The sequence below is a fragment of the Stenotrophomonas sp. 89682_Sma genome (genome assembly GCF_056481405.1).
In genome coordinates this window covers 3,937,839-3,963,476 of the sequence record NZ_CM151147.1, presented here as the reverse complement: position 1 = coordinate 3,963,476, position 25,638 = coordinate 3,937,839, and the positions used below count along the sequence as shown (strand labels likewise).

The following is a 25,638-nucleotide window of genomic DNA, read 5'->3' as shown; positions in this document are numbered from 1 at the left end:
AAGGGTCAGGCGGCGAGGGGATACAGGCCGAACAGCAGGCTGCCGATCATCAGCAGCATCGAGATGGCGATGGCCCACTTCAGGGTGAACTTCTGGTGGTCGGCGAATTCGACCTTGGCCAGGCCCACCAGCAGGTAGGTGGACGGCACCAGCGGGCTGAGCAGGTGCACCGGCTGCCCGGCCAGCGAGGCGCGCGCCATTTCCACCGGGGTGATGCCGTAGTTGCTGGCGGCCTCGGACAGGATCGGCAGCACGCCGAAGTAGAAGGCGTCGTTGGACATGAAGAAGGTGAACGGCATCGATGCCACGGCGGTGATCACCGCCAGGTACGGGCCCCACGATTCCGGAATCACGGCCAGGAAGCTGTGCGACATCGCCTCGACCATGCCGGTGTTGTTGAGGATGCCGGTGAAGATGCCTGCGGCGAAGATCAGCGACACCACCGACAGCACGTTGCCGGCGTGGTTGACCACGCGGCGGCGCTGTTCGGCCAGGTTCGGGTAGTTGATCACCAGCGCGATGGCGAAGCCGACCATGAACAGCACCGGCATCGGCAGCACGCCGATGATCAGCGCGGTCATCAGCGCCACGGTCAGCGCCAGGTTCACCCACAGCAGCTTCGGGCGCTTGATGTCTTCGGCGTCTTCCACGGTCGGCAGCGCATTGCTGTCGTCGGACACGCTGCTGTCCATCCAGCTGCCGCCCTTGGGCAGGGTCACCACGCCGAGGCGGCGGCGTTCCTTCAGGCCCAGGTACCAGGCCAGCAGCAGCACGCCGGCACAGGCGATCACCATCGACGGGATCAGCGGCACGAACACATCGGCCGGGTCCACGTGCAGCGCGGTGGCCGCGCGTGCGGTCGGGCCGCCCCACGGGGTCAGGTTCATCACGCCGCCGGCCAGGATGGTCACGCAGGTCATGTTCAGCGCGTTCATGCCCAGCCGCTGGTACAGCGGCAGCATCGCCGAGACGGTGATCATGTAGGTGGTCGAGCCATCGCCATCGAGCGAGATCAGCATCGCCAGCACGGCGGTGCCCAGCACGATCTTCATCGGGTCGCCCTTGACGAAGCGCAGGATCACCCGCACCAGCGGATCGAACAGGCCGGCGTCGATCATCACCCCGAAGTAGAGGATGGCGAACATCAGCATCACGCCGGTCGGCGCGATCTTCTTGATGCCCTCCAGCATCATCTCGTCGATGCCGGCACCGAAGCCACCGATCAGCGCGAACAGGATGGGGATGGTGATCAGGGCCACCAGCGGCGACAGGCGCTTGCTCATGATCAAGTACATGAACGTAATGACCATGCCAAAGCCGAGGATGCTCAGCATCATCTGCGGACTCCTTGCGAAAACAGGATGTGGGGGAGTGGAAGGGGCCCGGGCGGCATGCCCGGGAATTCGGACTTAGAAGTCGTACTGCAGGCGGCCGGTGACCGCGCGCGTGCGGTCGACCGTTACCCCGGCAAGGCGGTCACGGTTGCGGCTTTCGATCACGTTGAGCATGAAGCGCAGGTTGTCGCGCAGGTACCAGTTGCCACCCAGCGTCCACGCCTCGGTGCTGCCGCGGCGCAGGTCCGGCGCACCATCGAGATGCTGCGCGCCCCACATCTGGTCGTAGCGCAGCGCCACTTCGAAGGCGCCGGCCTTGTGCCGGATGTCCTTCACCCGCGCGAAGCGGCCGGTCTTGCGGTCGTAGGCGCGGCTTTCGCCTGTGACGAACCAGCTGAGCATGCCGTAGGCGGCCATCACGTCGCCGCGCTGGGCGCCGTCATCGAAGGTGGCGCCACTGAACTCGCCCTGCCACGACAGCGGGCCGCGCACCTGCGCGTATTCCAGCGACCACTTGTTGACATCGGTATCGCGGCCGGCGGAGAAGTCGACCAGGGTCAGGCGGCTCTCGTCGGACAGATGGCCGGCCGGGCGTGGGCGGATGCGCAGGCCGGGCACGCCGTTGGCGCCGGGGTTGTCGTAGGCCTCGCGGGCCAGCGACAGGCCCAGGTGCAGCACGTCGCCATCGCTGGGCGAGGGTGCCCAGGTGACGCGGCCACCGGCGGCGCGACCCTTCACCTGCCAGGCGTCGATGCTTTCCAGGCTGTAGATGCTGGCAGCCCAGGTGAAGTCACCCGGATTGGCCTGCCACGAAGCGCCCAGGCGGTACAGCGGCGCCAGCGTGGTGCCGGCATTGCCGCGCTCCAGGAAGCTGCCGTAGTTGGAGCTGGTGCGGTCATCCAGCGAGAAGTACTGCTTGAACTGGCCGACGGTCAGCTTGCCGGCCTTGCCAAAGCTGCGCGCCAGGTACACGTCCTTGGCCTCGACGCGGTCGCCGGAGAAATCGGCTTCCAGCTTGTAGTCGACCACGAAGAACTTGCCGGACACGTCAACCCACGCACGGCGGATTTCGGTGTCGTCCTTGTTCGGGGTGCCCCGGTTGTCGTTATCGAAGGTGGCGAAGTCCAGGTGCAGGCGACCACCGAGGGTGGCGGTGACCGGACGGTCGTCTTCGGCGGCGAAGGCCGGCGCCGACAGGGCAGCCAGCGCCATCATGGCGGCAGGACGCCGCCAGGCAAACGTGAATTCCACAAACCCTCCCAGGTGCGCGCCAGGCGCGCGGCAATCGTGGGCACCGGACGGTGCGCGGCCGCAGTCTGGGTCGCCGTAGCTGTCATCGTCCTGTCAGCGGTTTGTGCGGTGCAGCGTAAATGGTCGCCAGGCATGGCCCGGCGGGCGGCCCCGGCGTCATGCGGTAGCATTCGCTTCCCCTCCCACCGTCGTGCCCATGCGCCTGCTGCTGGTCGAAGACAACCCGGATCTGGCCGATGCGATCATCCGTCGCATGCGTCGCAGTGGCCATGCCGTGGACTGGCAGGCCGACGGCCTGGCCGCTGCCAGCGTGCTTCGCTACCAGAGCTTCGACCTGGTGGTGCTGGATATCGGCCTGCCCAAGCTGGACGGCCTGCGCGTGCTGGCCGGCATGCGCGAGCGCGGCGACAGCACGCCGGTGCTGATGCTGACCGCACGCGATGGCATCGAGGACCGCGTGCAGGCGCTGGATGTCGGCGCCGACGACTACCTGGGCAAGCCGTTCGATTTCCGCGAGTTCGAAGCGCGCTGCCGCGTGCTGCTGCGGCGTGCGCGTGGCCAGGCGAGCGAGGTGATGCAGGTTGGTGGTTTCCAGTTCGACAACGCGGCGCACCGGGTCAGTCTCGACGGCGAACCGATCGAGCTGCCCAACCGTGAATACCGCCTGCTGGAGATCCTGGTCGGCCGTATGGGCCAGGTCGTGGGCAAGGACGAGATCGGCAACGGCCTGTTCGGCTTCGACGACGAAGCCGGTCCGAATGCCATCGAACTGTACGTCGGTCGCCTGCGGAAGAAACTGGCGGGCGCACCGCTGCGCATCACCACCGTGCGCGGTGTCGGCTACCTGCTGGAAGCCAGTGATGGCAGTGCCGACGCCGATGGCTGACGTAGGCGCTGCGAACGCGGCACCGGGCTCGCTGCGGCGCACGCTGCTGTTGTACCTCGGTGCATTGCTGGCGGTGTTCGCGGTGGCACTGTTGTTCGCCGCGCGCGACTACGGTCAGCGCGCGGCGAACCGTTCCTACGATCACCTGCTGGTGTCTTCGGCGCTGTCCATCGCCGATTCGGTCGCCCTGGTCGATGGCCAGTGGCAGGTTGATCTGCCCTATGCCGCGCTGGACCTGCTGGCGATGGCCCCGGAAGACCGCGTGTTCTACCGGGTGGCCGACAGCCGCGGCACGCTGATCACCGGCTATGCCGATCTGCCGTCGCCGCCGCGCCGTCCGGGCACGCAACCGCAGCTGTTCGACACCACGTACAGCGGCGAAACGGTGCGCTTCGTGGTGGTCGGCCGCAGCTTCGCCGCGGCCTCGGCGCAGGGCGAGGTGCAGGTGCAGGTGGGCCAGACCCGGCGCGCACGCGAAGCCGTTGCGCAGGATATGGTCAACCGTGCTTTGCTGGCGATCGGTGTGCTGTCCGGCCTGCTGCTGGCGCTGGTGGCGTTCGGCGTGCATCGCGCGTTCCGCCCGCTGGTGCGGGTGGAACGCGAGCTGTCGCGTCGCGAGCCTTCCGACCTGAAGCCGCTCGACGCCCGTGTACCGCGTGAGATGGACCAGATGGTGGCGGCGCTGAACCGCTTCATGGAACGCCTGTCCAGTAGCAATGAGACACTGCGCGCGTTCATGGCCGAAGCCGCGCACCAGATGCGCACGCCACTGGCGGCATTGCGTGCGCAGGCGCAGTTGGCGCTGGACGATGACGATCCGGAGGACATGCGACGCAGCCTGCAGGCGATCGAGCGCAACGCCACCCATATGAGCCGGCTGCTCAACCAGCTGCTCAGCGATGCCAGCGTGATCCATCGTTCGCACCTGCAGCGCTTTGCGGCGGTGGACCTGGCCGAAACCGTGCACCAGGCCCTGCATGAAGCGCTGCCGCAGGCGGGCCCGGCGCCGCGCGTGCAGCTGGCGATGACCGCCGAACCTGTGCAGGTGCACGGTGACGCGCTGCTGCTGCGCGAGGCGATCAAGAACCTGGTCGACAACGCACTCAAATACGGTGGCGACGGCCCGTTGCAGATCGCGCTGACCGTGGAAAGCGGGCAGGCCGTGCTGACCATCGCCGACCATGGCGCAGGCATCGCGGCCGCCGATGCCGAGCGCGTATTCGAACGTTTCGCGCGGGGCGAAGGCGCGCCATCCGGCGGTGCCGGGCTGGGCCTGGCCATCGTCAAGCGCGTGGTCGACAGCCATGGCGGCCGCATCGACCTCAGCAACCGCCCGCAGGGCGGGCTGATCGCCACCATCCGTCTGCCACGGAGCAGCTCATGATCCGCCTGTTCGCGACGGCCGTTGCCCTGCTGCTGGCCCTGCCGGTGCTGGCCGCGCCCGGCGAGGTGCGCCGCTTCCCGGCGCAGGGCAAAGCCACCGCGCAGCTGCGCATCCACGGCACCACCGACATCGAAGTGTTCGCGGTCGTCATCGCCGACTACCAGCGCCTGCACCCGGGCACCGAGGTGGTGTACGAGGACATCATCACCCAGGATCTGTACGCGCGGTACCTGCACGACCGTGCCGGGCCAGCGTCGCCGGACCTGCTGATCTCCAGTGGCATGGACCTGCAGACCAAGCTGGTCAACGATGGCCACGCGCTGCCACATCGCTCGGCGCAGACCGATGCGCTGCCAGCCTGGGCGCAGTGGCGCAACGAGGCCTTCGGCATCAGCTACGAGCCGGTGGTGATGGTCTACAACACCCGCGCGCTTCCGGCGGCGAAAGTGCCGCACACGCGCCGCCAGCTGCTGGACCGCCTGCGTGCCGAGGGAGCACCGCTGCGCGGCAGGGTCGGCACCTATGACATCGAGCGCAGCAGCGTCGGCTACCTGCTGGCGACCCAGGATGCACAGCGCGGCAGCATTGCCGGTGCGCTGCTGGGCGCGCTCGGCGATAACGACGTGGTGCGCGAGGAGCGCACCGGCGTGCTGCTGGACCAGGTCGCCAGCGGCCAGCTGTCACTGGTCTACAACGTGCTTGGCTCCTACGCGCAGGCGCGCGTTGATGCCGGCGCGCCGCTGGCTATCGTCGAGCCCGAGGATTACACGCTGGTGGTGCTGCGCACAGCGGTGATTCCGCGTACCGGCCCACATCCGGAAGAGGCCCGGCGATTCCTCGACTACCTGCTGTCGCCGCGTGGCCAGCAGGTACTCTCGCGCGAGGCGCGGCTGATGCCGATCGTGACCGGCAACGCGCGCGGCAACGATGCCCCGGGCCGCAGCCGTCGCCCGATCCAGCTCGGTCCTGGCCTGCTGGTGTACCTGGACGCGCTCAAGCGCCGCCAGTTCCTGGACGCCTGGCGCAGCAGCGTGGAGCCTGCAGGACGATGATGTGCTGGTAGCGCCGGGCCATGCCCGGCGGACGCGGTGTGCTGCCCGTACAATGTCGGCATGAGCGAATACACCATCCTGATCGCCGACGACCACCCGCTGCTGCGTTCGGCGGTGGTGCAGTCCCTGCGGCAGAGCCTGCCGCTGGCGCAGGTGCGCGAGGTCGCCAGCGCCGACGCGCTTGCCGCCGCGCTCGACGCGCATCCGGATGTGGACCTGGTGCTGCTCGACCTGACCATGCCCGGCGCACACGGTTTCTCCGCGTTGCTGCACGTGCGAGGCTCGCATCCGGACATTCCGGTGGTGATCCTCTCGTCCAACGACCACCCACGGGTGATCCGCCGTGCCCAGCAGTTCGGCGCGGCCGGCTTCATCCCGAAGTCGGCCCCGGCCGAGACCATCGGCGAGGCGGTGCAGGCCGTACTCGACGGTGGGCTGTGGTTCCCGGCGATGGCCGCCGAGCGCTCCGAGGCTGACGCCCTGCTGGCCAGCCGCCTGGCCCAGCTGACGCCGCAGCAGTTCCGGGTGCTGCTGTGCCTGGCCGATGGACTGCTCAACAAGCAGATTGCCTACACGCTGGGGTTGGCCGAGAATACGGTGAAGGTCCATGTCACCGCGATCCTGAAGAAGCTCGAATGCCACAGCCGCACACAGGCTGCGGTGCTGGTGAAGGCGCTGGAGCCGGAAGGCGACGCCGGCATCGGGTTGTAGTTTCCAGCCAACGGCGCAGCCCCTCGTGGGTGGACACGTAGAGCAGTTCATGGGTGAGGCCGGGCAGGTGGACTGCGCAGGGGCCGCTGCAAGTACGTCCATGTAAGCTCGGTCGCCGCATCCATGCGGCTCACGCCCCTGCGCAGCCCACCTGCCCGGCCACGGACAGGTTCCGTGCGCGTCCACCCGCGGAAGAGAAAAGAAGATCAAAAGCAAAGGCAGCCTGACAGGCTGCTTTTTGTAGAGCCAAGCCCACGCTGGGCTGCTTTCTGGGCGGTCCGTGAAGCTGAGCATGGGCTCGGCTCTACACGAGCAAGCGCAGCGCGCGACCCGCTTTTGATCTTCTTTTTCTTCTCCGTGGGTGAAGAACACCTGTGAACTGTCAGCGGCCGGGTGGGTGGGTAGTGCGGGGTGTCCGCGGCAAGGATGCCGCGGCCAAGCCCCCATGGATGGGTTCACGGCGTCCCCGCACTGCCCACCCACCCGGCCAGCCCTCAGCAATCCGGCCTTCCACGACCAACCAGACACCACCCACGAGGGGCTGCGCCGTTGGCTGGAAACTACCCGCGATGCCGGATCAACAACTGACTCATCAGCGCCCGCAGCGCCGGCGGCTTCACCGGCTTGGCCATCATCCCCCAGCCGCGCTCCGCGGCCATCTCGCGCAGCCCCGCATCACGCTCGGCGGTCACCAGCACCACCGGTGGGCGCGCCTGCCACAGCTCGGCCAGCGTCTCGTACAGCACCGGGCCATGGTGATCGCCCATGCGCACATCCAGCAGCACCAGTTCCGGCACCGTCTCGGTACTGGCCAGCAGCAACGCGGCCTGTGGGCCATCGGCCAGCGCCACCTCGCAGCCCCAGCGCTCCAGCAGCGCGCGGCTGGCCGCGCAGACGTGTGGATCGTCGTCGATCACCCACACCCGGCGCCCGCGCAACGGATTGTCTGCGGCCGGTTCCTGCACCAGCACCGGCGCGGGTGCCGAGGCGGGAATCGCGCTGGCTTCACCGAACGGAACGCCTACCGCGAACACACTGCCCTGGCCCAGCTGCGAGCGCAGCCGGATCGGATGCCCGAGCAGGCGACCGATGCGATCGACGATGGCCAGGCCAAGGCCAGCGCCGCGCTGCTGGCCGTCGTGCAGGCGGCGGAACTCCTCGAAGATCTCGCCCTGCAACGCGTCGGGAATGCCGGGGCCCTGGTCGTGCACCTCGATCCACAGCACGCCTTCACGGCGGCGACAGCCGAGCAGCACGCGGCCGCGTTCGCTGTAACGCAGCGCGTTGGACAGGAAGTTCTGCAGGATGCGCCGCAGCAGCGCTTCATCGCTGACCACCACCGCAGCGGTATCGACCCAGTCGACCACCAGCCCGCGTGACTGCGCGGCGATGCCGAACTCGCGCGCCAGCGTCTGCAGCAAAGGCCCGAGCCGGAACGCCTGCACACGGGTCGGCAGGCTGCCCGATTCCAGGCGCGCGATATCCAGCAGGCTGTTGAGGATCGCATCCTGCGCGGCCAGCGCGGCGTCGATGTGATCGCTGGTCTGCTGCTGTGCCGGGTCGCTCAGTTTGCCGCGCAGCACCGAGACGAACATGCGCGCTGCGTTGAGGGGCTGCAGCAGGTCGTGCACGGCCGATGCGACGAAGCGGGTCTTGTAGCGGTTGGCCTGCTCGGCTTCGCGGCGCGCTTCGTCCAGATCATGGGTGCGCTCGGCGATGCGGTGCTCCAGCGCATCGGCCAGCGAACGCAGTTCGCGCGCGGCGTTCTTGTAGCTGGTGATGTCGGCATAGCTGGTGACGAAGCCGCCATCGGGCAGCGGATTGCCACGGATCTCCAGCACCGTGCCGTCGTCCTTCTCGCTCTCGCGCATGTGCGGGCGGCCGCTGCGCAGGTGGTTCAGGCGACGCTCGATTGCTTCATCGACCGGGCCGGGACCGAGCAAGCCACGGCGTGCGTTGAAGCGGAACAGTTCCTCGATCGGCCGGCCCACGCGAACCAGGTCCTGCGGGAAGCGGAACAGCTCCAGGTAGCGTGAATTCCACGCGACCAGGCGCAGTTCGCGGTCGATGACCACCACGCCCTGCGGCAGGTGTTCGAGGCTGCGGCTGAGGCCGCTGTCAGCGTCGGTTGCCGCCTGCAGCAGGCCATCCTGTGCGGTGCGCAGTTCCTGCGCATGCTGCTTGAGCAGGGTTTCCAGCTCGCGGCGACTGCGCAGGCGGTGCTTGGCCAGGCGCCGGCGCTGCTGCACGAACAGCACCAGGAAGCCCAGTGCAAGCCACGCAGCACCGCCGGTGAGTGCGGCCGCGCGACCGGCAGAAGTGGCTGCACTGGCATCGTGCAGCAGATGCAGGTTCCAGTCTTCGGCAGGCAGCGCCAGGCTCTGCCACAGCATTGGCTGCGGCAACGCCGGGTCCAGCAGGCGTACCATGCGGCCGCCGTCGGCCAGCACGTCCCCGGTACGCGCACGCAGTGGCTGCAGCGCGCGGTCGGCGTACTGGCGGGCATCGAGCATCTCGCGGCGCTCGTCGGCGCCCAACGGGCGCAGCAGGCGGTAGCGCCAGTTGTCTCGGTTGGCCAGAAAGACCACATCGTGGTCGTCACTGGCCAGCACCACGTCCGGGCTGCTCAGCCATTCCTGTTCCAGCGCCGACAGCTCGACCTTGATCACCACCACGCCCAGCCGCTGGCCACCTTCCTCGATGGCCTGCGACAGGTAATAGCCGGGCACGCCGGTGGTCATGCCAATGCCGTAGAAGCGACCCCGGCCCTTGGCCAGCGCCTGCCGGTAATACGGGCGGTAGCTGTAGTTCTCGCCGACATTGGTGGTCGGCTGGTCCCAGTTGCTGGCCGCCACCGCCACGCCGTCGTGGCCGACCAGGGTCAGGGTCGAGGCGCGGGTGACCTCATTGGCGCGTTGCAGCTTGAGGTTCAGCCGCTGCCGTTCGGTGGGCGAGGGCGGCACGCGCAGCGCGTGCAGCAGGTCCGGATCCAGTGCCAGCACCTGCGGCAACGTGCCGAAGCGGTCGATGCGCTGCTGCAGGCCCTGGCCATACAACTGCAGCTGGCGTTGCACCTGGCTGCTTTCCTCGCCCAGGGCACGTCGCCAGGCATAGTGACCGGCGGCCACGGCACACAGCACGGTGCCACCGACCATCACCGCGATGGTCAGCAACAGCATCCGGTGGCGGCTGAGCCAGTACATGGCGGCAGTCTACGCAGGGCCGGCGGGCGTGGCATGCACGCCCGCCGGGATCTGACGTGGAAGGGGTCAGAAGTGCATCTGCGCGCGCAGTTCGAAGATCTCCGGCGTGCTGTGCACGCCACGACGGCTGGCGTCGACCTTCACGTAGTTGGCCTGGAACTTGAAGTGGCTGGTCAGGTACCAGTTCGCGCCCAGGGTCAGGTCGTGCTGGCGGCCACCAAGGATGCTGCCATCGTCGAGGTCCATGCGGCTGTAACGGGCCACCAGTTCCACGGCGCCGTAGTCGTGTGCGGGCTTGATGTTGGCCACCGCACCGGCGTTGTACGGGCGCGATTCGCCGGTCAGCACCCAGCTGGCCATCGCGTACTGGCCGCTGCCGGTGTAATCCGGCAGGCCCTTGCGGGTGACGGTGGCCTGCAGTGCTTCGGCCTGCAGCGAGAACGGGCCGCGGATCCAGATGCCTTCCAGGCCGGTGCGGCGGATCTGGTCGGCGGTGACCAGGGCGCCGGAATCGACGTAGCGGATGTCGGTCAGGCCGGCTTCCGGGCGTGCGCGCAGGCGCGCGCTGGCCTCGTGGTGCACGTCACGGCCATCGCTGTAGCCGCGCGGATTTTCCTGCGAGTAGGCCAGGCCCAGGTGGATCACGTCACCCGGCGCCTTCACCGGCGTCCAGACTGCACGCACTGCCTGGGTGGTACCGGGGTTGTCACCCTGCAGGTCCTTGCCGCCATAGGCGCCGGCCTGCAGCAGGTACTGCGGGCGCTCCAGCACCCATTCCACGCCCGTGCGGCGGCCTGCGTAGAAGGCCTGCACGGGCAGCGCGGTCTCCAGGAAGCTGCCCGCACGCGACGAGGTGTTGGCGTCCAGGCCGACCGGGGTCTTCATGTAGCCGAAGCGGAAGCGGCCGATGTCGCGGCCGAAGAAAGCCTTGCTCTCGAGGCGCACGAATACGTCCAGCCAGGTGTCGGACTGGAAGTCGTAGTAGACCATCGCGTCGTAGACGCCCTTCTTCTTCAGCGTTGCGCCGAACTCCTTGCGGCGCACAGCGTCATCGTCGTCAAGGCCGCTGCCCGAGGAAAAATCGTTGTAGTCGTAGGCGATGTTGGCGGTCGCGGCCAACTCGGTACCGTCACCGAAGGCGTACTTGGTCGGCCAGTTGTCGAAATCGGCAGCCGAGGCGAAGGCGGGAAGGGCGGCCAGGGACAGGGCCAGCAAGGTGGGAATCGGGCGCATGTTGGGTGCGGCTCTCTCAGATTGCGTGTGGACAGGACAACAACGGCCGCGGGGGCCGAAACTTTCGCAATGACGCGCCCAGCTGTTCAGCCCGGGCCACCGGCCTCCCCGTGATCGGGCGGTGCGGCGCCAGTGTAGGCACCATGGCCACCTGAACCGGGGGGCTAGTACCAATAGGTTATCTGCGCCGGCGTGCCCGGCGCGTACAAAGGCGTCCATTGGTCGCACCCCTGCGCGTGCAGCACAGGGCCTGCGAGCAGTTTCCACGGTAACGGTTCCCGCGCTGTCCCGGGGCCGTACGTGCCTGAAAACGCCCCTTCCGGAGTCCGCCATGCACATCCCGACCGCAGCCCCGGCGCCTGCAAAGCCGTTGCCGATCTATCGCCAGCTGTATTTCCAGGTGATCGTGGCGATCGTCCTGGGCGCCATCCTCGGCCACTACGAACCGCTGATCGGCGAGAAGATGAAGCCGCTCGGCGATGCCTTCATCAACCTGGTGAAGATGATCATCGCGCCGGTGATCTTCCTGACCATCGTCACCGGCATCGCCAGCATGACCCATCTGCGCACGGTGGGTCGCGTGTTTGCCAAGGCAATGGCGTACTTCCTGTTCTTCTCCACGCTGGCGCTGATCGTCGGCATGATCGTGGCGCACGTGGTGCAGCCCGGCGCCGGCATGAACATCAACCCGGCCGAGCTGGACCAGACCGCGGTGCACAGCTACGTCGAGAAGTCGCACGACCTGACCCTGGTCGGCTTCCTGATGGACATCATTCCGAAGACGCTGGTGAGCGCCTTCGTCGACGGCAACATCCTGCAGGTGCTGTTCATCGCAGTGCTGTTCGGCATCGCGCTGGCATCGGTGGGCGAAAAGGGCAAGCCGATCCTGAACTTCCTGGAGGCGCTGGTCGCCCCGGTGTTCAAGCTGGTCCACATCCTGATGAAGGCCGCCCCGATCGGTGCCTTCGGCGCGATCGCCTTCACCATCGGCAAGTACGGCGTCGGTTCGCTGGTCAACCTGGCGTGGCTGGTGGGCTCGTTCTACCTCACCGCGTTCCTGTTCGTGGCGGTGATCCTGGGCCTGGTCTGCCGGCTGTGTGGCTTCTCGGTGTTCAAGCTGGCGCGCTACCTGAAGGCCGAACTGCTGCTGGTGCTGGGCACTTCCTCGTCGGAGTCGGCGCTGCCGTCGCTGATGGAGAAGATGGAACGCGCCGGTTGCAGCAAGTCGGTGGTGGGCCTGGTGGTCCCGACCGGCTACTCGTTCAACCTGGACGGCACCAACATCTACATGACCCTGGCGGCACTGTTCATTGCCCAGGCCACCAACACCGAACTGACCCTGGGCCACCAGATCGCCCTGCTGCTGGTCGCCATGCTCAGCTCCAAGGGTGCAGCCGGTGTCACCGGTGCCGGTTTCATCACCCTGGCCGCGACCCTGGCCGTGGTGCCGGAAGTGCCGGTGGCCGGCATGGCGCTGATCCTGGGCGTGGATCGCTTCATGAGCGAATGCCGCTCGCTGACCAACTTCATTGGCAATGCGGTGGCCACCGTGGTGGTCTCGCGCTGGGAAGGCGCGCTGGACCGCAACCGCCTGCAGTTGGCGCTGGATGGCCGCGAAAGCGAGCTGCCGCCGCCGGTGGACGCGCTGCCCGAGGCGCTGCCGGCCAAGGGTTGATCCAGGTGTGTGGTACCGCGGGGCCGATCACGACAGTGGTACGGCCCCGCGGCGTTTCAGGGCGTCCCATGGCTGTCATGGCAGACGCCGAAGCTGGTATCCCGGTACCGTCGCATACGGCACGGAATTGTGCGGTCGCAGCATGCCTGCGACAGGATAGCGACAGGTCCGGACGCTCCAACGGGGGTATCATCCCCTGTCCCTTCTGCCCATTCATGTAACCCACATCGATGTCCAACGAAGATTTCAAACAGGCCGCCCTCGATTACCACCGGATGTCTCCGCCCGGCAAGATCAAGGTTTCCGCTACCAAGCCCATGCTGACCCAGCGCGACCTGTCGCTGGCGTATTCGCCGGGCGTGGCGTACGCCTGTGAAGCGATCAAGGCCGACCCGCAGCAGGCCAGCGAGCTGACCGCGCGCGGCAACCTGGTGGCGGTGATCTCCAACGGCACCGCCGTGCTGGGCCTGGGCAACATTGGTGCGCTGGCCGGCAAGCCGGTGATGGAAGGCAAGGGCGTGCTGTTCCAGAAGTTCGCCGGCATCGATGTATTCGACATCGAAGTGGATGAAACCGACCCGGACAAGCTGGTCGACATCATCGCCTCGCTGGAGCCGACCTTCGGCGGCATCAACCTGGAAGACATCAAGGCGCCGGAATGCTTCGTGGTCGAGCGCAAGCTGCGCGAGCGCATGAAGATCCCGGTGTTCCATGACGACCAGCACGGCACGGCGATCATCGTCGGCGCAGCGGTGCTCAACGCCATGGCGATCACCGGCAAGAAGATCGAGGAAGTGAAGCTGGCGACCACGGGCATGGGCGCGGCCGGTATTTCCTGCGTGAACATGCTGGTGCAGCTGGGCCTGAAGCCGGAAAACATCCTGGCCTTCGACCGCGAGGGCGTGATCCATACCGGTCGTACCGACCTGGATCCGGAAAAGCAGCGCTATGCGCGCGACACCGACAAGCGCACCCTGGCCGAGATCGTCGACGGCGCGGACATCTTCCTGGGCCTGTCGGCACCGGGCATCCTGACCGCCGAGATGGTCAAGACCATGGCGCCGGATCCGGTGATCTTCGCGCTGGCCAACCCGACCCCGGAAATCATGCCGGAAGTGGCGCGCGCCGCGCGTCCGGACGCGATCATCGGCACCGGCCGTTCGGACTACCCGAACCAGGTCAACAACGTGCTGTGCTTCCCGTACCTGTTCCGTGGTGCGCTGGACGTGGGCGCGACCGCGATCAACGAGGAAATGAAGATCGCCTGCGTGCGCGCCATCGCCGCGCTGGCACGCCGTGCCGCCACCGACATGGGCTCGGCCTATGGTGGCGAGACGCCGAGCTTCGGCCGTGAATACCTGATCCCGCGCCCGTTCGACCGTCGCCTGCTGGTGGAGCTGTCGGCCGCCGTGGCCCAGGCCGCGATGGACTCGGGCGTGGCCTCGCGCCCGATCGACGACATGGGCGCCTACCGCGACAAGCTGGCCCAGTTCGTCTACCGCACCAGCCTGATGATGAAGCCGGTCTACGACCGCGCGCGCAGCGACAAGCAGCGCGTGGTGTACGCCGAAGGCGAAGAGGAAGTGGTGCTGCAGGCGGTGCAGAACGTGGTCGATGACGGCCTGGCGCACCCGATCCTGATCGGCCGCCCGGAAGTGATCGAGTCGCGCATCGAGCGCCTCGGTCTGCGCCTGAAGATCGGCGAGAACGTTGAAGTCACCAACATCAACGACGACCCGCGCTTCAACGAGTACTGGCAGTACTACCACGGCCTGACCGGCCGCCGTGGCGTGACCGTGGCCGCGGCGAAGAACCTGATGCGTTCGCGCCCGACCCTGATCGCAGCGGTGATGGTGGCCCGTGGCGAAGCCGACGCGATGCTGACCGGCATCGTCGGCCGCTTCCACAAGAAGCTGGGTTACGTGCGCAGCGTGCTGCCGCTGGAGCCGAAGGTCACCTCGACCTCGGCCATGACCGGCGTGATCAACCAGCAGGGCGTGTTCTTCTTCGTCGATACCCACGTGCAGGAAGACCCGACCGCCGAGCAGCTGTGCGAAGCGACCCTGCAGGCGGCCTACCGCATGAAGCTGTTCGGCATCGAGCCGAAGGTGGCGCTGCTGTCGCACTCCAACTTCGGCAGCCACGACTCCAAGGACGCGCTGAAGATGCGCCAGGTGCGCGAGCTGCTGCTCAAGCGCAACCCGCGTCTGAACGTGGACGGCGAAATGCAGGGCGACACCGCGTGGGATGAAGCGCTGCGCCAGAAGCTGCTGCCGGGCTCGACCCTGCAGGGCCGCGCCAACCTGTTCGTGCTGCCGAACCTGGAAGCGGCCAACATCGCCTACAACCTGGTGCGCGTGTTCACCGACGGCGTGGCGATCGGCCCGATCCTGATGGGCGTGAACAAGCCGGTGCACATCCTGACCACCAGCGCGACCTCGCGCAGGATCCTGAACATGACCGCGATTGCGGCGGTGGATGCGCAGATCAGGAAGCAGATCGAAGCGGAGAAGAAGGCCTGAGGCCTTCTTCCTGATTCGATCTGCAGAAACGCGCCCTACGGGGCGCGTTTCTGTTTCCGCGCAGCGGAAACGGGTAGAGTCGACTGTTAGTTGTGTAAACCCACCACGTTGTTCAGCGGGATTCTGGAAATAGGCGGTTGGCTGCCGATCCCCATGTGGGGTCGGTGCCAGTTGTAGTGGTGCAGCCATTCAGGCAGCACGGCGTCGCGCTGCTCTGACGAAGCGTACTCGCAGGCGTAGGCCCATTCGCGCAAGCTGGTCTGGATGAAGCGCTCGGCCTTACCGTTGGTTCGCGGGGTGTAGGGCTTGGTCCGATAGTGCTTCATGCCCAACGAGGCGACGAGTCGAGCGAAGACGCCGGAGCGATAGCAGGCGCCGTTGTCAGTCAGGACACGCTGGAAGGTGACTCCCAGCGTCCTGTAGTACGCCACGGCGGCCAGCAGCGCCTGGCAGGCCGTTGAGCCCTTCTCATCGGTGTGAACGCTACTGAAAGCGACTCGGGAGTGGTCATCAATGGCCACATGGACATAGCCCCAGCCACCGCCGCCAGCGTTGCCACGCCGATTCGGATCGACCCGGTGCCCGGGCCGGCGGAAGTTGCCGAGTTTCTTGATATCCAAGTGCAGCAAGCCGCCCGGGCTGTCGTACTCATACCGGACCGCCTTCTTCGGTGGGTCCAGAAGGCACAGGCGATTGAGTCCTCTTCGACGCATCAGTCGTGAAATGGTGCTGTGAGCCACGCCCAGTGCCTTGGAAATGGTCAGGTAGGTTTGCCGTTGACGTCGACGCCGGACGATCTGCTCAACGAGCGCCTCGGGGGTGCTATGGGGGCTGCGGCTGGGCCGGGAGCTGCGGTTCTGCAGCCCACTCAAGCCCTCGGCTCGATACCGGGCCAGCCACTTGTAAGCCGTGCGCACACTCACCCCGCAAGCCTGGGCGGCCTCTTCTGGCCGAAGGCCTTGCTCAGTGATGCGGCGGACAAGAAGTTCTCGACTAAACGGCGTCAAACGGGCATTTTTATGGTGGTTCATCCGGGCTCTTTGGGGACTGGACAGGTGTGGTAACCACCATTTTCCAAAGATGCCCCGGATGAACAACCTACCGAGAGATCACAGTTAGTCGACTGCTCTTGATTCGGACGCCGAAAACCCCGCCCTATCGCGTGAAAGTCGACCAACGGTCGACTCTACCGGTCCCGATGCCATCGCTGCCACACGCGCTACGCACCCCGGTCATGTCCCTGCAACGCCATTGCGGCCCAATACGCCCACGCGGCCCGGCCGTGGGAAGGGACCGGACCGGCCTTCCCACCCTGGGCCCGACCAACTTTCCATGGGCGAGGGTGTCATGCGCAATCGAGTGACGCGGCGGTACTTCCAGCAGCTGTTCGCGCTGTACGCCGGCTTCGTGCAGTCGCGCTGAGGCGTAGACGCCAGCGAGGTAGAGTCGACCGTTGGTCGACTATCGCGCGAAGCGCGGGGTTTTCGGTTGAGGGGGCGAAGATCAGTCGACTAACAGTCGACTCTACCCAGTCGCCGCTATACCCAGTTGATCGCCCAGTCAGTGCCGCTTGCCGCGGCGTGCAGGGGCCGGCGGCGGTGCATCCGAACGCGGCTTGGCGTACTGCGTCCACAGCGCCGGCAATGCCTTGCCGGTGTGCTTCTGCCACAGCGCTGGCGTATAGCGGCCCTCGCGCAGGGCCTTGTCCAGCGCCAGCACCAGGCCGGGATGCTCAGCCTCGGCCCACTTCAGGAACGCAGCGGTCACCCGGTAGCCGCTGTCGACGTTCTGGCCCTTCTCGACCTTGACCGGCAGCGCCCAGCCAGCGGTGGTGTTGTCCATGCCGTAGCGGTCGCGCGCGTAGTCGGCGATACCTTCCACCAGCCAGCCTGGCACCCGTGCATCGCCATAACCGGGATAGCCCTGCACGATGTGCATCGCCTCGTGGGTGACCAGGTCGATGTCGTTCGGGTGCTGCGCCAACCAGCCGGGATTGATGGTGATCGTCGCCGCCTGGTCCTTGTCGCCGACGAAGGCGATGCCGGTGTAGGCCGGATCGATCACGATGCGCACCAACGACGGCGCGGCGGGGTGGAAGTCAGCCCGCTCGCGCAGATAGGCGAAGAAGAACGTATCGATCACCCGCTTGCGCTGCGGTGCAGCCAGGGCGCCACGGGCGTCCTGGTAGTTCAGTGTCACGCCGTCGCGGGTCAGCTGCGTATCGAACGCCTGGGTCTGGCCGAAGCTGGAGAAGGACAGGGCAACAAGGGCCAGGGGCAGAAGACGGTAGCGCATGCGGATCATTGTACGGTGCCGGCTGCCAGCAGTTCGATCTCGGCCAGCGGCAGTCGCCCTGGTGCCGCCAGGCGCAGGCGGTACTCGCTGTAGCGACCGGGGTTTGCGATGCGGAACGGACGGGTCTGGCGGGCAGAGTCGAAGTCTTCGCCACTGCGCTGGTCGAGCACGGTCCAGCTGCCGCTGCCATTGCGCGCCTCCAGCGTCCATTCACCGCCATGGATGCGGCCGTCACCACTTGTCAACGTGTACATCGTCGCGGTGCCGTCAGCCAGGCCGGTCAGCGCGATGGTTGCGCCGCCACCCAGGCCCACCGTCGTGCTGGCGTCGTCATCGACCAGCGCGGGCAGGGCACGGCCATCGGCCAGCACTGCCTTCGCGGCACTGCCCAGCAGGTCGTGCAGCAGTTGCGGGCGCTGGCCACGCGCGGTCAGCGAGCGTGGTACGTCGTCCACACCACTGCCCCAGCGCGATGGCTGCGGGCCCATCACGAAGTCCAGGGTCGCGCCCTTGGCGATCAGCTCGTGCGGTACCCAGGTCCTGGTCCAGGGCTTGCCGTTGATCTTCAGCGACTGCACGTAGACGTTCTCACGCGAGTTGTTGGCCGCGTTCACGGTCAGTACGGCACCACCCTGCAGTTCCACCCGCGCGTGTTCGAAGGCCGGTGAACCGATCACGTACTCCGGCGCGCCCATGCGCAGCGGGTACAGGCCCAGCGATGCCAGAACGTACCAGGCCGAGGTCTCGCCGTTGTCCTCATCGCCCGGATAGCCCTGGCCGATCTCGCTGCCCACATACAGCCGCGACAGGATCTCGCGCACGTGCTGCTGGGTCTTCCACGGCTGCCCAGCGTACAGGTACATCCACGGGATGTGGTGCGCTGGCTGGTTGCTGTGCGCGTACATGCCCATGCGTACATCGCGCGCTTCGGTCATCTCATGGATGGTGCCGCCGTAGGAGCCGGCGAACGCCGCATCGGCGGTTTCCGGCGTGGCGAAGAAGGTGTCCAGCTTGGCGGCCAGCTTGTCGCGGCCGCCGTACAGGGCGGCCAGGCCTTCACCGTCGTGGGCCGCGGTGAAGGCGAAGGTCCAGCCATTGGATTCGGTGTAGTCGTGGCCCCATACGCGCGGGTCGTAGTCCTTGGCGTCCACGCGCCAGCGGCCATCGGCCTTGCGGCCCTGGAAGAAGCCTGCCGCCGGATCGAACATCGTCGCGTAGCTGGCGGCGCGGTGGCGGAAGTAGTCGGCCTCGGTGCTGTAGCGTTCGCGTGCGGCCGGCGTGGTCGCACGCTTGGCCAGAGCGTCGGCCATGTTGGCGATGCCGAAGTCATTGAGCGCGCCTTCCATCGTCCATGACATGCCCTCATGCACGTCGGCGCTGGCATAGCCACGGAAGGTCGAGCGGTCCATGCCCTTGCGGCCGACGTGGCGGTCCGGCGGTACCACGGTCGCGTTCTTCACTGCGGCGGCGTAGGCCTCGGCCGGATCAAAGCCGCCGATGCCTTTCAGCCACGCATCGGCAAACGCCACATCCGAACTGGTGCCGACCATCAGGTCCGCGTAGCCCGGCGATGACCAGCGCGCGATCCAGCCGCCAGCGCGGTACTGCTCGATGAAGCCCTGCACCATCTGTCCGGCGTCGTCGGGCGTGAACAGCGCATAGGCCGGCCAGGTGGTGCGGAAGGTGTCCCAGAAGCCATTGTTGACGAACACCTTGCCGTCGCGCACGGCGGCAAAGCTGCGGGTCGCGCTGCCATCGGTGTTGTCGTCGCTGGCGCTGGCCTGGTTGGCGTAGCGCCAGTCGGGTGCGGCCGCGCTGCCCACGTTCTCGTGGCCGGAGTTGGGGTACAGGTACAGCCGGTACAGGCTGGAGTACGTGGTTTTTTTGTTGTCCCTCGCCGCGCCGGTGTCGAAGCGGGCCAGGCGCGCATCCCACGCATCCTGCGCGCGCCCGGCCACGCTCTCCAGCGTATCGGTGGCGGCGATTTCCAGCGCCAGGTTGTGCCGTGCCTGCTCCACCGAGATCAGTGAAGTGGCGATGCGCATGGTCACCCGTCGCTCGCTGCCGGCATCGAACTTGATGTAGCCGGTCGGGCGGCCGGTGTCGAGGCGACCGCTGCTGCGCCAGGGTTTGTCGAAGCTGGCGACCACGTACATGCGGCTGGCACCGTTGGACAGGCCGCTGCGCGTATCGGTATAGCCGGACAGCGTCTGCGTGGCGGCATCCAGGCTCAGGCCGCCACGTGCATCGACGTTGTCGAACAGCAGGTTGGCGTCGCCGCCCTCCGGGAAGTCGAAGCGGAACAGCGCGGCATGGTCGGTCGGCGCGATCGATGCCGCGACGCCGTTGTCGAAGCGCACGTCGTAGCGGTAGGGGCGGGCGCTTTCGTGGCTGCGGTCGAACGACAGGGCACGTTTGCGGCGATCAGCGTCCGGCACGCCACGGCTGGCCGAGGGCATCACCTGGAAGGTCTGGCGATCGCCCATCCACGGGCTGGGCTGGTGGCTCAACGCAAGCGCCTGCAGCTGCGGGCGGTTCTGTGCGTCGTTCTGCTCGTTCCAGCGGTACAGCCAGTTCAGCGCGCCGGCATCGGTCACCGGGGTCCAGAAATTGAAGCCGTGCGGCACCGCCGTGGCCGGGAAATTGTTGCCGCGTGAGAAGGTGCCATTGGCCTGGGTGCCACGGGTGGTCAGCACCCAGTCGGAGGCGCGCTGCGGCTGTTGCCGCGGCTGAGCATCCAGGCGCACGTCGTCGATCCAGCCGGACACCGGCGCACCGTCGGCACTGGCCACCTCCAGCTCGATCGCCACCACGCGGCGACCTTTCAGCGCGGGCACGTCGCCCAGTCGCACCGCCTTGCGTGCCCACTGCTGCGGGTACAGCGTCTTCGACTCGCCCTGCGCGCGTGCGCCAAGGGCTACACCGTGCTGGTCGCGTGCCGCACCGGCCGAAACGCGGCTGCCATCATCCAGCCTCAGATCCAGCGAGACATAGGTCGACGCCACGGTGTCCTTGCCGACGATTTCCGGCAGCACCAGCCACGACAGGATGGTATCGGCCTTGATCGGCAGGTCGGTCTTGAACAATTCGCGCCGCGCGTTGCCCCCTGCGCTGCTGTAACGAAGGGCATGCAGCCCGCTGTAGCCGGCGTTGCGCTTGGCGGTGTAAGGCGCGGCAGGGCCGTTGCCGATCGCTACCTGCAGGGCGCCAGCGGCCTGCGCCGGCGCAGGTTCGCCGGGTTCGAACGAGGTCTGCAGCCCCTGTGCCAGCACCGGCATCGCAGTGGTCGCGCAGGCCAGGGCCAGAGCAAGCGGAAGCAGAGCGCGGCGTGGATCGGACAGGGTCATGCAGGAGTCTCCCGGAAGGGCAGGCGGCGGGCAGAACCCGCATCGGCGGACCCACGGGCAGCATCGCTCCGCCCGCCGGGATGGCAGTGGAAGAGGCGATGCCGGTCCGGTGGGGGCGGGCCATGCGATCGGGTCGATTGGACGGGTCGATTCGCGACCCGGGCCCGATCCTGCAACAGCCGCCGCGACCTGACAAGTGCCATTTAGTTCGATCCAAATGCGGAAAATATCGCGGTCGACAGGATTCCAGCACGAACCCGCACGGGTGACCGGGGATTCCGCGCAGACAGACCGGCCCAGGTGCCATGCAACGCCACGCGGAATCGGCCCGCGGCGCCCAAAGACCTGTTGCGGCGCCATGCCGGGGCGGCCCGGATGCTAGAATCACAGGCCTCGCAACCCGTTCATCGACATCCGCCATGAGCCATACCGCCACTGCGCCCGCCAACGCCGAGAAGCGCTACACCGTGCACCGCAGCGATCTTCCGCTGAGCTGCCCGACCCCGGAAATGGCGTTGTGGAACTCGCATCCGCGCGTGTACCTGCCGATCGAAGACGAGCCCAACGGCGAAGCGCAGTGCCCGTACTGCGGTTCCGTGTTCGTGCTGGCCGACTAAGCGGCTGCCCCCTCGATGCGCCGATTGACCGTGGTGCAGTTGCTGCCGGCGCTGCACTCCGGTGGTGTCGAGCGCTCGACCCTGGAAATCGCTGCGGCCCTGGTCGCCGCCGGCCATCGCGCGCTGGTGGTTTCCGCCGGTGGCCGCCTGGTGCAGCCGCTGCTCGATAGCGGTGCCGAGCACCTCACCCTGGACATCGGCCGCAAGTCGCTGCTGACCCTGCGCCATCTGCCGACCCTGCGTCGCTTGTTCGCCGAGGTTGGCGCGGACATCGTGCATGCGCGCTCGCGTCTGCCTGCCTGGCTGGGTCTGTACGCGATCCGCGCCCTGCCTGCCTCGCAGCGCCCGCACTGGGTGACCACCGTGCACGGGCTGAATTCGCCCAGCCGCTACAGCGCAGTGATGACCAGCGGCGAGCGCGTGATCTGTGTGTCCAACACCGTGCGCGATTACGTGCAGCGGCACTACCCGACCGTGCCCGAACAGGCGCTGCAGGTGATTCCGCGCGGCGTTGATGTGGCCCAGTTCCCGCGCGTGGCGCGTGCCGATCGCCGTCCGCGGATGGCGCTTGCGGCAGATTACCCATGGCTGGCGCAGGTTGAAGGCCCATTGCTGCTGTTGCCGGGGCGGGGCACCCGTCTGAAGGGCCACGCACATGCGCTGCAGTTGCTTGCCGATGTGCGCGCCGCCGGTGTGCCGGCGCAGCTGTGGATGCTGGGCACCGACGAACCCGGCCGTGAAGCCTACGTGGCCGACCTGCGCCGGCAGGCGGCCGCGCTCGGCGTGGCCGAGGCCGTGCACATCAGCACACCGACCGCGCGCATCGCCCAGGCTTACGCGGCCAGCGACCTGGTGCTGCAGCTGTCGGACAAGCCCGAAGCGTTCGGCCGTACCGTGGTCGAAGCGCTGTCGGTGGGCCGACCGGTGCTGGGCTGGGACCATGGTGGCGTCGGTGAACTGCTTCGGCAGCTGCAACCGGCAGGTGCCGTGCCGCTCGGCGATGCGCGCGCACTGGGTGAACGGGCGCTGGCCCTGCTGGCCCAGCCCCCGTCCTTGCCGACCCGCATCCCGTTTACCCTGCAGGCCATGCAGCGCGATACCCTCCGCCTCTATGCCGACCTCGCCGGCTGACCCTGCCGTCATCGTGCGCGACGACCGCGCTGGACGCTGGGCGCCCTGGTGGGTGCTGGCGTACGTGGCGATGTGGCCGTTGCCGGGCATCGCCGAAACCGTGTTGGGCCTGGGCGCGTTGTACGCCGCGGCGCGCATGGTGATGCGCCGCCTGCAGCGCCGCCCGCATCTGTTGAGCACGGCGGCCTGGGCGCTGACTTCGATCCTGTTCCTCGGCTATTGGCTGCCGCAGGCATTTTCCGCATTCGATGCGATCGATCCGGCGGCCTCGTGGACCAAAGCTGCTGCGGGCCTGCGCTATCTGCCCTTCATGTGGCTGGTGGCGATCGCGGTGGCCACGCCGGAGCGGCGGCGGCTGACCTTCGCAGGTCTGGCGCTGATCACCGGCGCTTGGACGCTGGATGCGCTGGTGCAGGCCGTGGCCGGCACCAGCCCATGGTTCTGGTCACTGGAACACCTGAAGCTGGCGGTCAGTGGCCACGCATTGTGCCCGGCCGATGAGGCCGCGCTGGCCGACCGCCTCAGCGGCGCACTGGGACCGTGCAACCTGAAGTTCGGCCAGGTGCTGGCCAGCCTGTCGCCGTTCCTGCTGCTGCCCGTCGCGCGGCGCTTTGGCAATGCGGGCTGGCTGCTGGCTGCGGCAGCGCTGGGCAGCGTGCTGCTGCTGGCCGGTTCGCGCGCCTCGTGGATCACCTTCGCGCTGGTGCTGGCCTACAGCGGCGTGCGCCAGTTCGGCTGGAAACGACTGGCCGTGCTGGCGCTGGTGGCGGTGCTAGGCGCGGGCGCGCTGACCGCCAGCGTGCCTCAGCTGCGCGAGCGTTTCGCGCGTACAGCCATGGCGCTGGATGGGGGCGAGCGTGGTGTCGACGAGGCCCTGTCGGGGCGCGCGCGGATCTGGGAAGCTGCCGCCTGCATGATTGAAGAGCACCCGATCAATGGCGTGGGGGCACGTGGTTTCCGCGATGCCTATCCCGCCTGCGTGTCGGAGGAAGGGCCGGCGGTATGGGGCAATGCCCCGGCGCTGCACGCCCACCAGATCGTGCTGGAAATCCTCGCAGAGACCGGAGTGATAGGCCTGTTGCTGTGGTTGGCGGCCGTGGCCCAGGCCTGGCGTGCATGGCGCTACGCGCCGGCGATTGCACGCGAACGCGCGCGTCCGGCGATGCTGGCGCTTGCGGTGACCGTGTTCCCGCTGAACACCCATCTGGCGTTCTACTCGGCCTTCTGGGGTGGCCTGACCGTGCTGCTGGCCGCGCTGTTCGCCGGCAGCCTGCTGGCCCGCGACGCGGATGAATCACCGGCGCTGAAATAACGGCGCATCCACGCATGGCGTGGATCTACTGCAATCGCCGGACGAACACTGATGGGCGGTCACCGGACAAACGCCACCCTGGTAGATCCACGCCATGCGTGGATGGCGCTTTCCCGACGCAAACACGCGCCAACCTCCGCTACCGATGCTTCCCTGCGTATCGCACGCTGGGGCCATGGCCAGCCCTAGACTCCGCTACGGTCGCTACTCCCACCCGGGGAACGTGTACCTCCTGACCACGGCAACCCTTGGCCGGGAACCGTTCTTCACCGATGCCGCCATTGTGGCGATCCTGGTAGATGCGCTGCGCTTCGTCGAACGCAGCGGTTTCAGCCACAGCCTGGCATGGGTGGTGATGCCCGACCACCTGCACTGGTTGTTGGAACTGCGCAGTGGAACCTTGGCCGAGTGCATGTCCCTGCTCAAATCCCGCAGCGGCCGCGTGTTGAACCAGTATATGGGCCGACGCGGCGCGCTGTGGCAGCACGGCTATCACGACCATGCAGTGCGGACCGACGAATCACTTCAGGAGAAGGCGATGTACATCATGGCCAACCCGGTCCGGAGCGGCCTGGCCAGCACGTTGGGTGAGTACCCGCATGCATGGTGCCGTTGGCCGTTGTGAATTCTGGCACGTGATCGAAGAGCATCCACGCATGGCGTGGATCTACTTCAGAACGCCCGGTAGATCCACGCCATGCGTGGATGAATCCATCCGCGCCGGTAGATCCACGCCATGCGTGAATAGAGCCAACCCGACCCCGCGTTACTTGTAGAAATCGCTCCGGCCACCCGGCTGCCGCTTGAATCGGCGATGGATCCACAGGTACTGGTCGGGCGCCTCGCGCACCATCTCTTCGATGGCCTGGTTGACCCGCGTGGTATCGGCTTCCACGTCCTCGCTGGGGAAATTCTCCAGCGGCGCGCCGATCTTCAGGAAGTACTTCCCGCCTTCGCGGCGATGGAAATACGGGATCACCGCGCAGCCGGTCATCCGCGCCAGCTGGTGGGTAGCGGTGATGGTCGAGGCGGTATGGCCGAAGAACGGTACGAACACGGTGTCCTTGCCGCGCATGTCCTGGTCCGGCGCATACCAGAGGAAGCCCCCCTTTTTCAGGTGGCGCACGGTAGCGCGGATGTCCTCATTGGCGAACATTGCCTTGGCATAGCGCAGGCGGCCGAACTTCACCGCCCACTCGTACACCGGATTCTTGTGCTTGCGGTACATGCCAGAAAGATCAACGTAGTCGCACAGCAGGCGCCCGCACATTTCCAGGGTCATGAAGTGGCCGGACACCAGCAGCACGCCACGACCTTCCGCCTGCATCTGCCGCAGATGTTCCAGTCCTTCGATCTGCACCTGCGGGCGGATGCTGTCGATGCTGCCCCACCAGGCGCGGATGCACTCGAACACACCTACGCCCAGGGCATCGAAGCTGTCGCGCACCAGGCGCTGGCGCCAGGCCTCGTCCTTCTCGGGGAAGCACAGCCGCAGGTTGACCTCGGCGGCGCGGCGACGGCTGCCCAGAAGGCGCCAGCTGATCCAGCCGACGCCCCGGCCCAGCGCACGCTGCAGCATCCAAGGCAGGCGGGCGATGGCGAAGGCGCCCAGCATGGCGGCGAACATCGGCCAGTTGCGGGGATCGCGCAGCGACGGGCGGACGGCGGTGGTGGCATCGGACATT

The 25,638-nt window shown here is 67.3% G+C and carries 18 protein-coding genes; 10 read left to right on the top strand and 8 right to left on the bottom strand.

The window, feature by feature from the left end; genetic code table 11:
- Positions 1 to 5: 5 nt before the first annotated feature.
- Positions 6 to 1,334: a CitMHS family transporter gene (locus ACZK29_RS18270; RefSeq protein ID WP_043400203.1), complete on the bottom strand. Its 1,329-nt coding sequence runs from the start codon at positions 1,332 to 1,334 to the stop codon at positions 6 to 8.
- A gap of 75 nt (positions 1,335 to 1,409) precedes the next feature.
- Complete coding sequence (locus ACZK29_RS18265; RefSeq protein WP_282256329.1) at positions 1,410 to 2,549, bottom strand: OprO/OprP family phosphate-selective porin; 1,140 nt, start codon at positions 2,547 to 2,549, stop codon at positions 1,410 to 1,412.
- Between the two features lie 232 nt (positions 2,550 to 2,781).
- Between ACZK29_RS18265 and ACZK29_RS18260 the strand changes: the two genes are divergently transcribed.
- From ACZK29_RS18260 to ACZK29_RS18245, 4 genes are read left to right on the top strand one after another with little or no spacing between them, the layout of a single operon-like run.
- Positions 2,782 to 3,471 carry a response regulator transcription factor gene (locus ACZK29_RS18260; protein WP_111204113.1) on the top strand — a complete coding sequence of 230 codons (690 nt, stop codon included), beginning with the start codon at positions 2,782 to 2,784 and terminating at the stop codon, positions 3,469 to 3,471.
- Positions 3,464 to 4,855, top strand: coding sequence for a sensor histidine kinase N-terminal domain-containing protein (locus ACZK29_RS18255; RefSeq protein ID WP_459048124.1), 1,392 nt, complete (start codon positions 3,464 to 3,466; stop codon positions 4,853 to 4,855). The genes ACZK29_RS18260 and ACZK29_RS18255 overlap by 8 nt, the downstream gene beginning before the upstream one ends.
- Positions 4,852 to 5,907 carry an ABC transporter substrate-binding protein gene (locus ACZK29_RS18250; protein ID WP_164147102.1) on the top strand — a complete coding sequence of 352 codons (1,056 nt, stop codon included), beginning with the start codon at positions 4,852 to 4,854 and terminating at the stop codon, positions 5,905 to 5,907. The genes ACZK29_RS18255 and ACZK29_RS18250 overlap by 4 nt, the downstream gene beginning before the upstream one ends.
- A 60-nt stretch (positions 5,908 to 5,967) precedes the next feature.
- Positions 5,968 to 6,618 carry a response regulator gene (locus tag ACZK29_RS18245; RefSeq protein ID WP_111204115.1) on the top strand — a complete coding sequence of 217 codons (651 nt, stop codon included), beginning with the start codon at positions 5,968 to 5,970 and terminating at the stop codon, positions 6,616 to 6,618.
- Between the two features lie 560 nt (positions 6,619 to 7,178).
- On the opposite strand, the gene ACZK29_RS18240 is transcribed toward ACZK29_RS18245, so the two are convergent.
- Positions 7,179 to 9,821, bottom strand: a complete 2,643-nt coding sequence (locus ACZK29_RS18240; RefSeq protein ID WP_478446331.1) for a hybrid sensor histidine kinase/response regulator — start codon at positions 9,819 to 9,821, stop codon at positions 7,179 to 7,181.
- Positions 9,822 to 9,887: 66 nt separating this feature from the next.
- Entirely contained in the window at positions 9,888 to 11,054 is a 1,167-nt protein-coding gene (locus ACZK29_RS18235) for an OprO/OprP family phosphate-selective porin (RefSeq protein ID WP_111204120.1), read from the bottom strand.
- Positions 11,055 to 11,385: 331 nt separating this feature from the next.
- On the opposite strand from ACZK29_RS18235, the gene ACZK29_RS18230 reads away from it, so the two are divergent.
- Both ACZK29_RS18230 and ACZK29_RS18225 read left to right on the top strand, forming a co-directional pair.
- Entirely contained in the window at positions 11,386 to 12,729 is a 1,344-nt protein-coding gene (locus ACZK29_RS18230) for a dicarboxylate/amino acid:cation symporter (RefSeq protein ID WP_111204121.1), read from the top strand.
- A gap of 230 nt (positions 12,730 to 12,959) precedes the next feature.
- Positions 12,960 to 15,251: an NADP-dependent malic enzyme gene (locus tag ACZK29_RS18225; RefSeq protein WP_019662061.1), complete on the top strand. Its 2,292-nt coding sequence runs from the start codon at positions 12,960 to 12,962 to the stop codon at positions 15,249 to 15,251.
- Between the two features lie 86 nt (positions 15,252 to 15,337).
- Here ACZK29_RS18225 and ACZK29_RS18220 read toward each other — a convergent pair whose 3' ends face one another.
- The 3 genes from ACZK29_RS18220 to ACZK29_RS18210 form a co-directional block, all read right to left on the bottom strand.
- Positions 15,338 to 16,282 (bottom strand): IS481 family transposase, encoded by a 945-nt coding sequence (locus ACZK29_RS18220; protein ID WP_478446330.1) that lies wholly within the window; start codon positions 16,280 to 16,282, stop codon positions 15,338 to 15,340.
- Between the two features lie 529 nt (positions 16,283 to 16,811).
- Positions 16,812 to 17,555 (bottom strand): basic secretory protein-like protein, encoded by a 744-nt coding sequence (locus ACZK29_RS18215; protein ID WP_459048105.1) that lies wholly within the window; start codon positions 17,553 to 17,555, stop codon positions 16,812 to 16,814.
- Entirely contained in the window at positions 17,552 to 20,893 is a 3,342-nt protein-coding gene (locus ACZK29_RS18210; protein WP_478453099.1) for a GH92 family glycosyl hydrolase, read from the bottom strand. The genes ACZK29_RS18215 and ACZK29_RS18210 overlap by 4 nt, the downstream gene beginning before the upstream one ends.
- Positions 20,894 to 21,312: 419 nt before the next feature.
- On the opposite strand from ACZK29_RS18210, the gene ACZK29_RS18205 reads away from it, so the two are divergent.
- The 4 genes from ACZK29_RS18205 to ACZK29_RS18190 all read left to right on the top strand — a co-directional run bounded on the left by ACZK29_RS18205 (position 21,313) and on the right by ACZK29_RS18190 (position 24,578).
- On the top strand, positions 21,313 to 21,510 hold the full coding sequence (locus ACZK29_RS18205; RefSeq protein ID WP_005410967.1) for a zinc-finger domain-containing protein: 198 nt from the start codon (positions 21,313 to 21,315) through the stop codon (positions 21,508 to 21,510).
- Between the two features lie 15 nt (positions 21,511 to 21,525).
- Positions 21,526 to 22,641, top strand: a complete 1,116-nt coding sequence (locus ACZK29_RS18200; RefSeq protein WP_111204125.1) for a glycosyltransferase — start codon at positions 21,526 to 21,528, stop codon at positions 22,639 to 22,641.
- Complete coding sequence (locus ACZK29_RS18195) at positions 22,622 to 23,953, top strand: O-antigen ligase family protein (RefSeq protein ID WP_111204126.1); 1,332 nt, start codon at positions 22,622 to 22,624, stop codon at positions 23,951 to 23,953. The genes ACZK29_RS18200 and ACZK29_RS18195 overlap by 20 nt, the downstream gene beginning before the upstream one ends.
- Before the next feature lie 175 nt (positions 23,954 to 24,128).
- The gene (locus ACZK29_RS18190) at positions 24,129 to 24,578 is read left to right on the top strand and encodes an REP-associated tyrosine transposase (RefSeq protein ID WP_111204127.1); all 450 of its coding nucleotides are present in this window, start codon (positions 24,129 to 24,131) and stop codon (positions 24,576 to 24,578) included.
- A gap of 141 nt (positions 24,579 to 24,719) precedes the next feature.
- On the opposite strand, the gene ACZK29_RS18185 is transcribed toward ACZK29_RS18190, so the two are convergent.
- Positions 24,720 to 25,637 carry an LpxL/LpxP family Kdo(2)-lipid IV(A) lauroyl/palmitoleoyl acyltransferase gene (locus tag ACZK29_RS18185; RefSeq protein ID WP_111204128.1) on the bottom strand — a complete coding sequence of 306 codons (918 nt, stop codon included), beginning with the start codon at positions 25,635 to 25,637 and terminating at the stop codon, positions 24,720 to 24,722.
- Position 25,638: the final 1 nt, after the last annotated feature.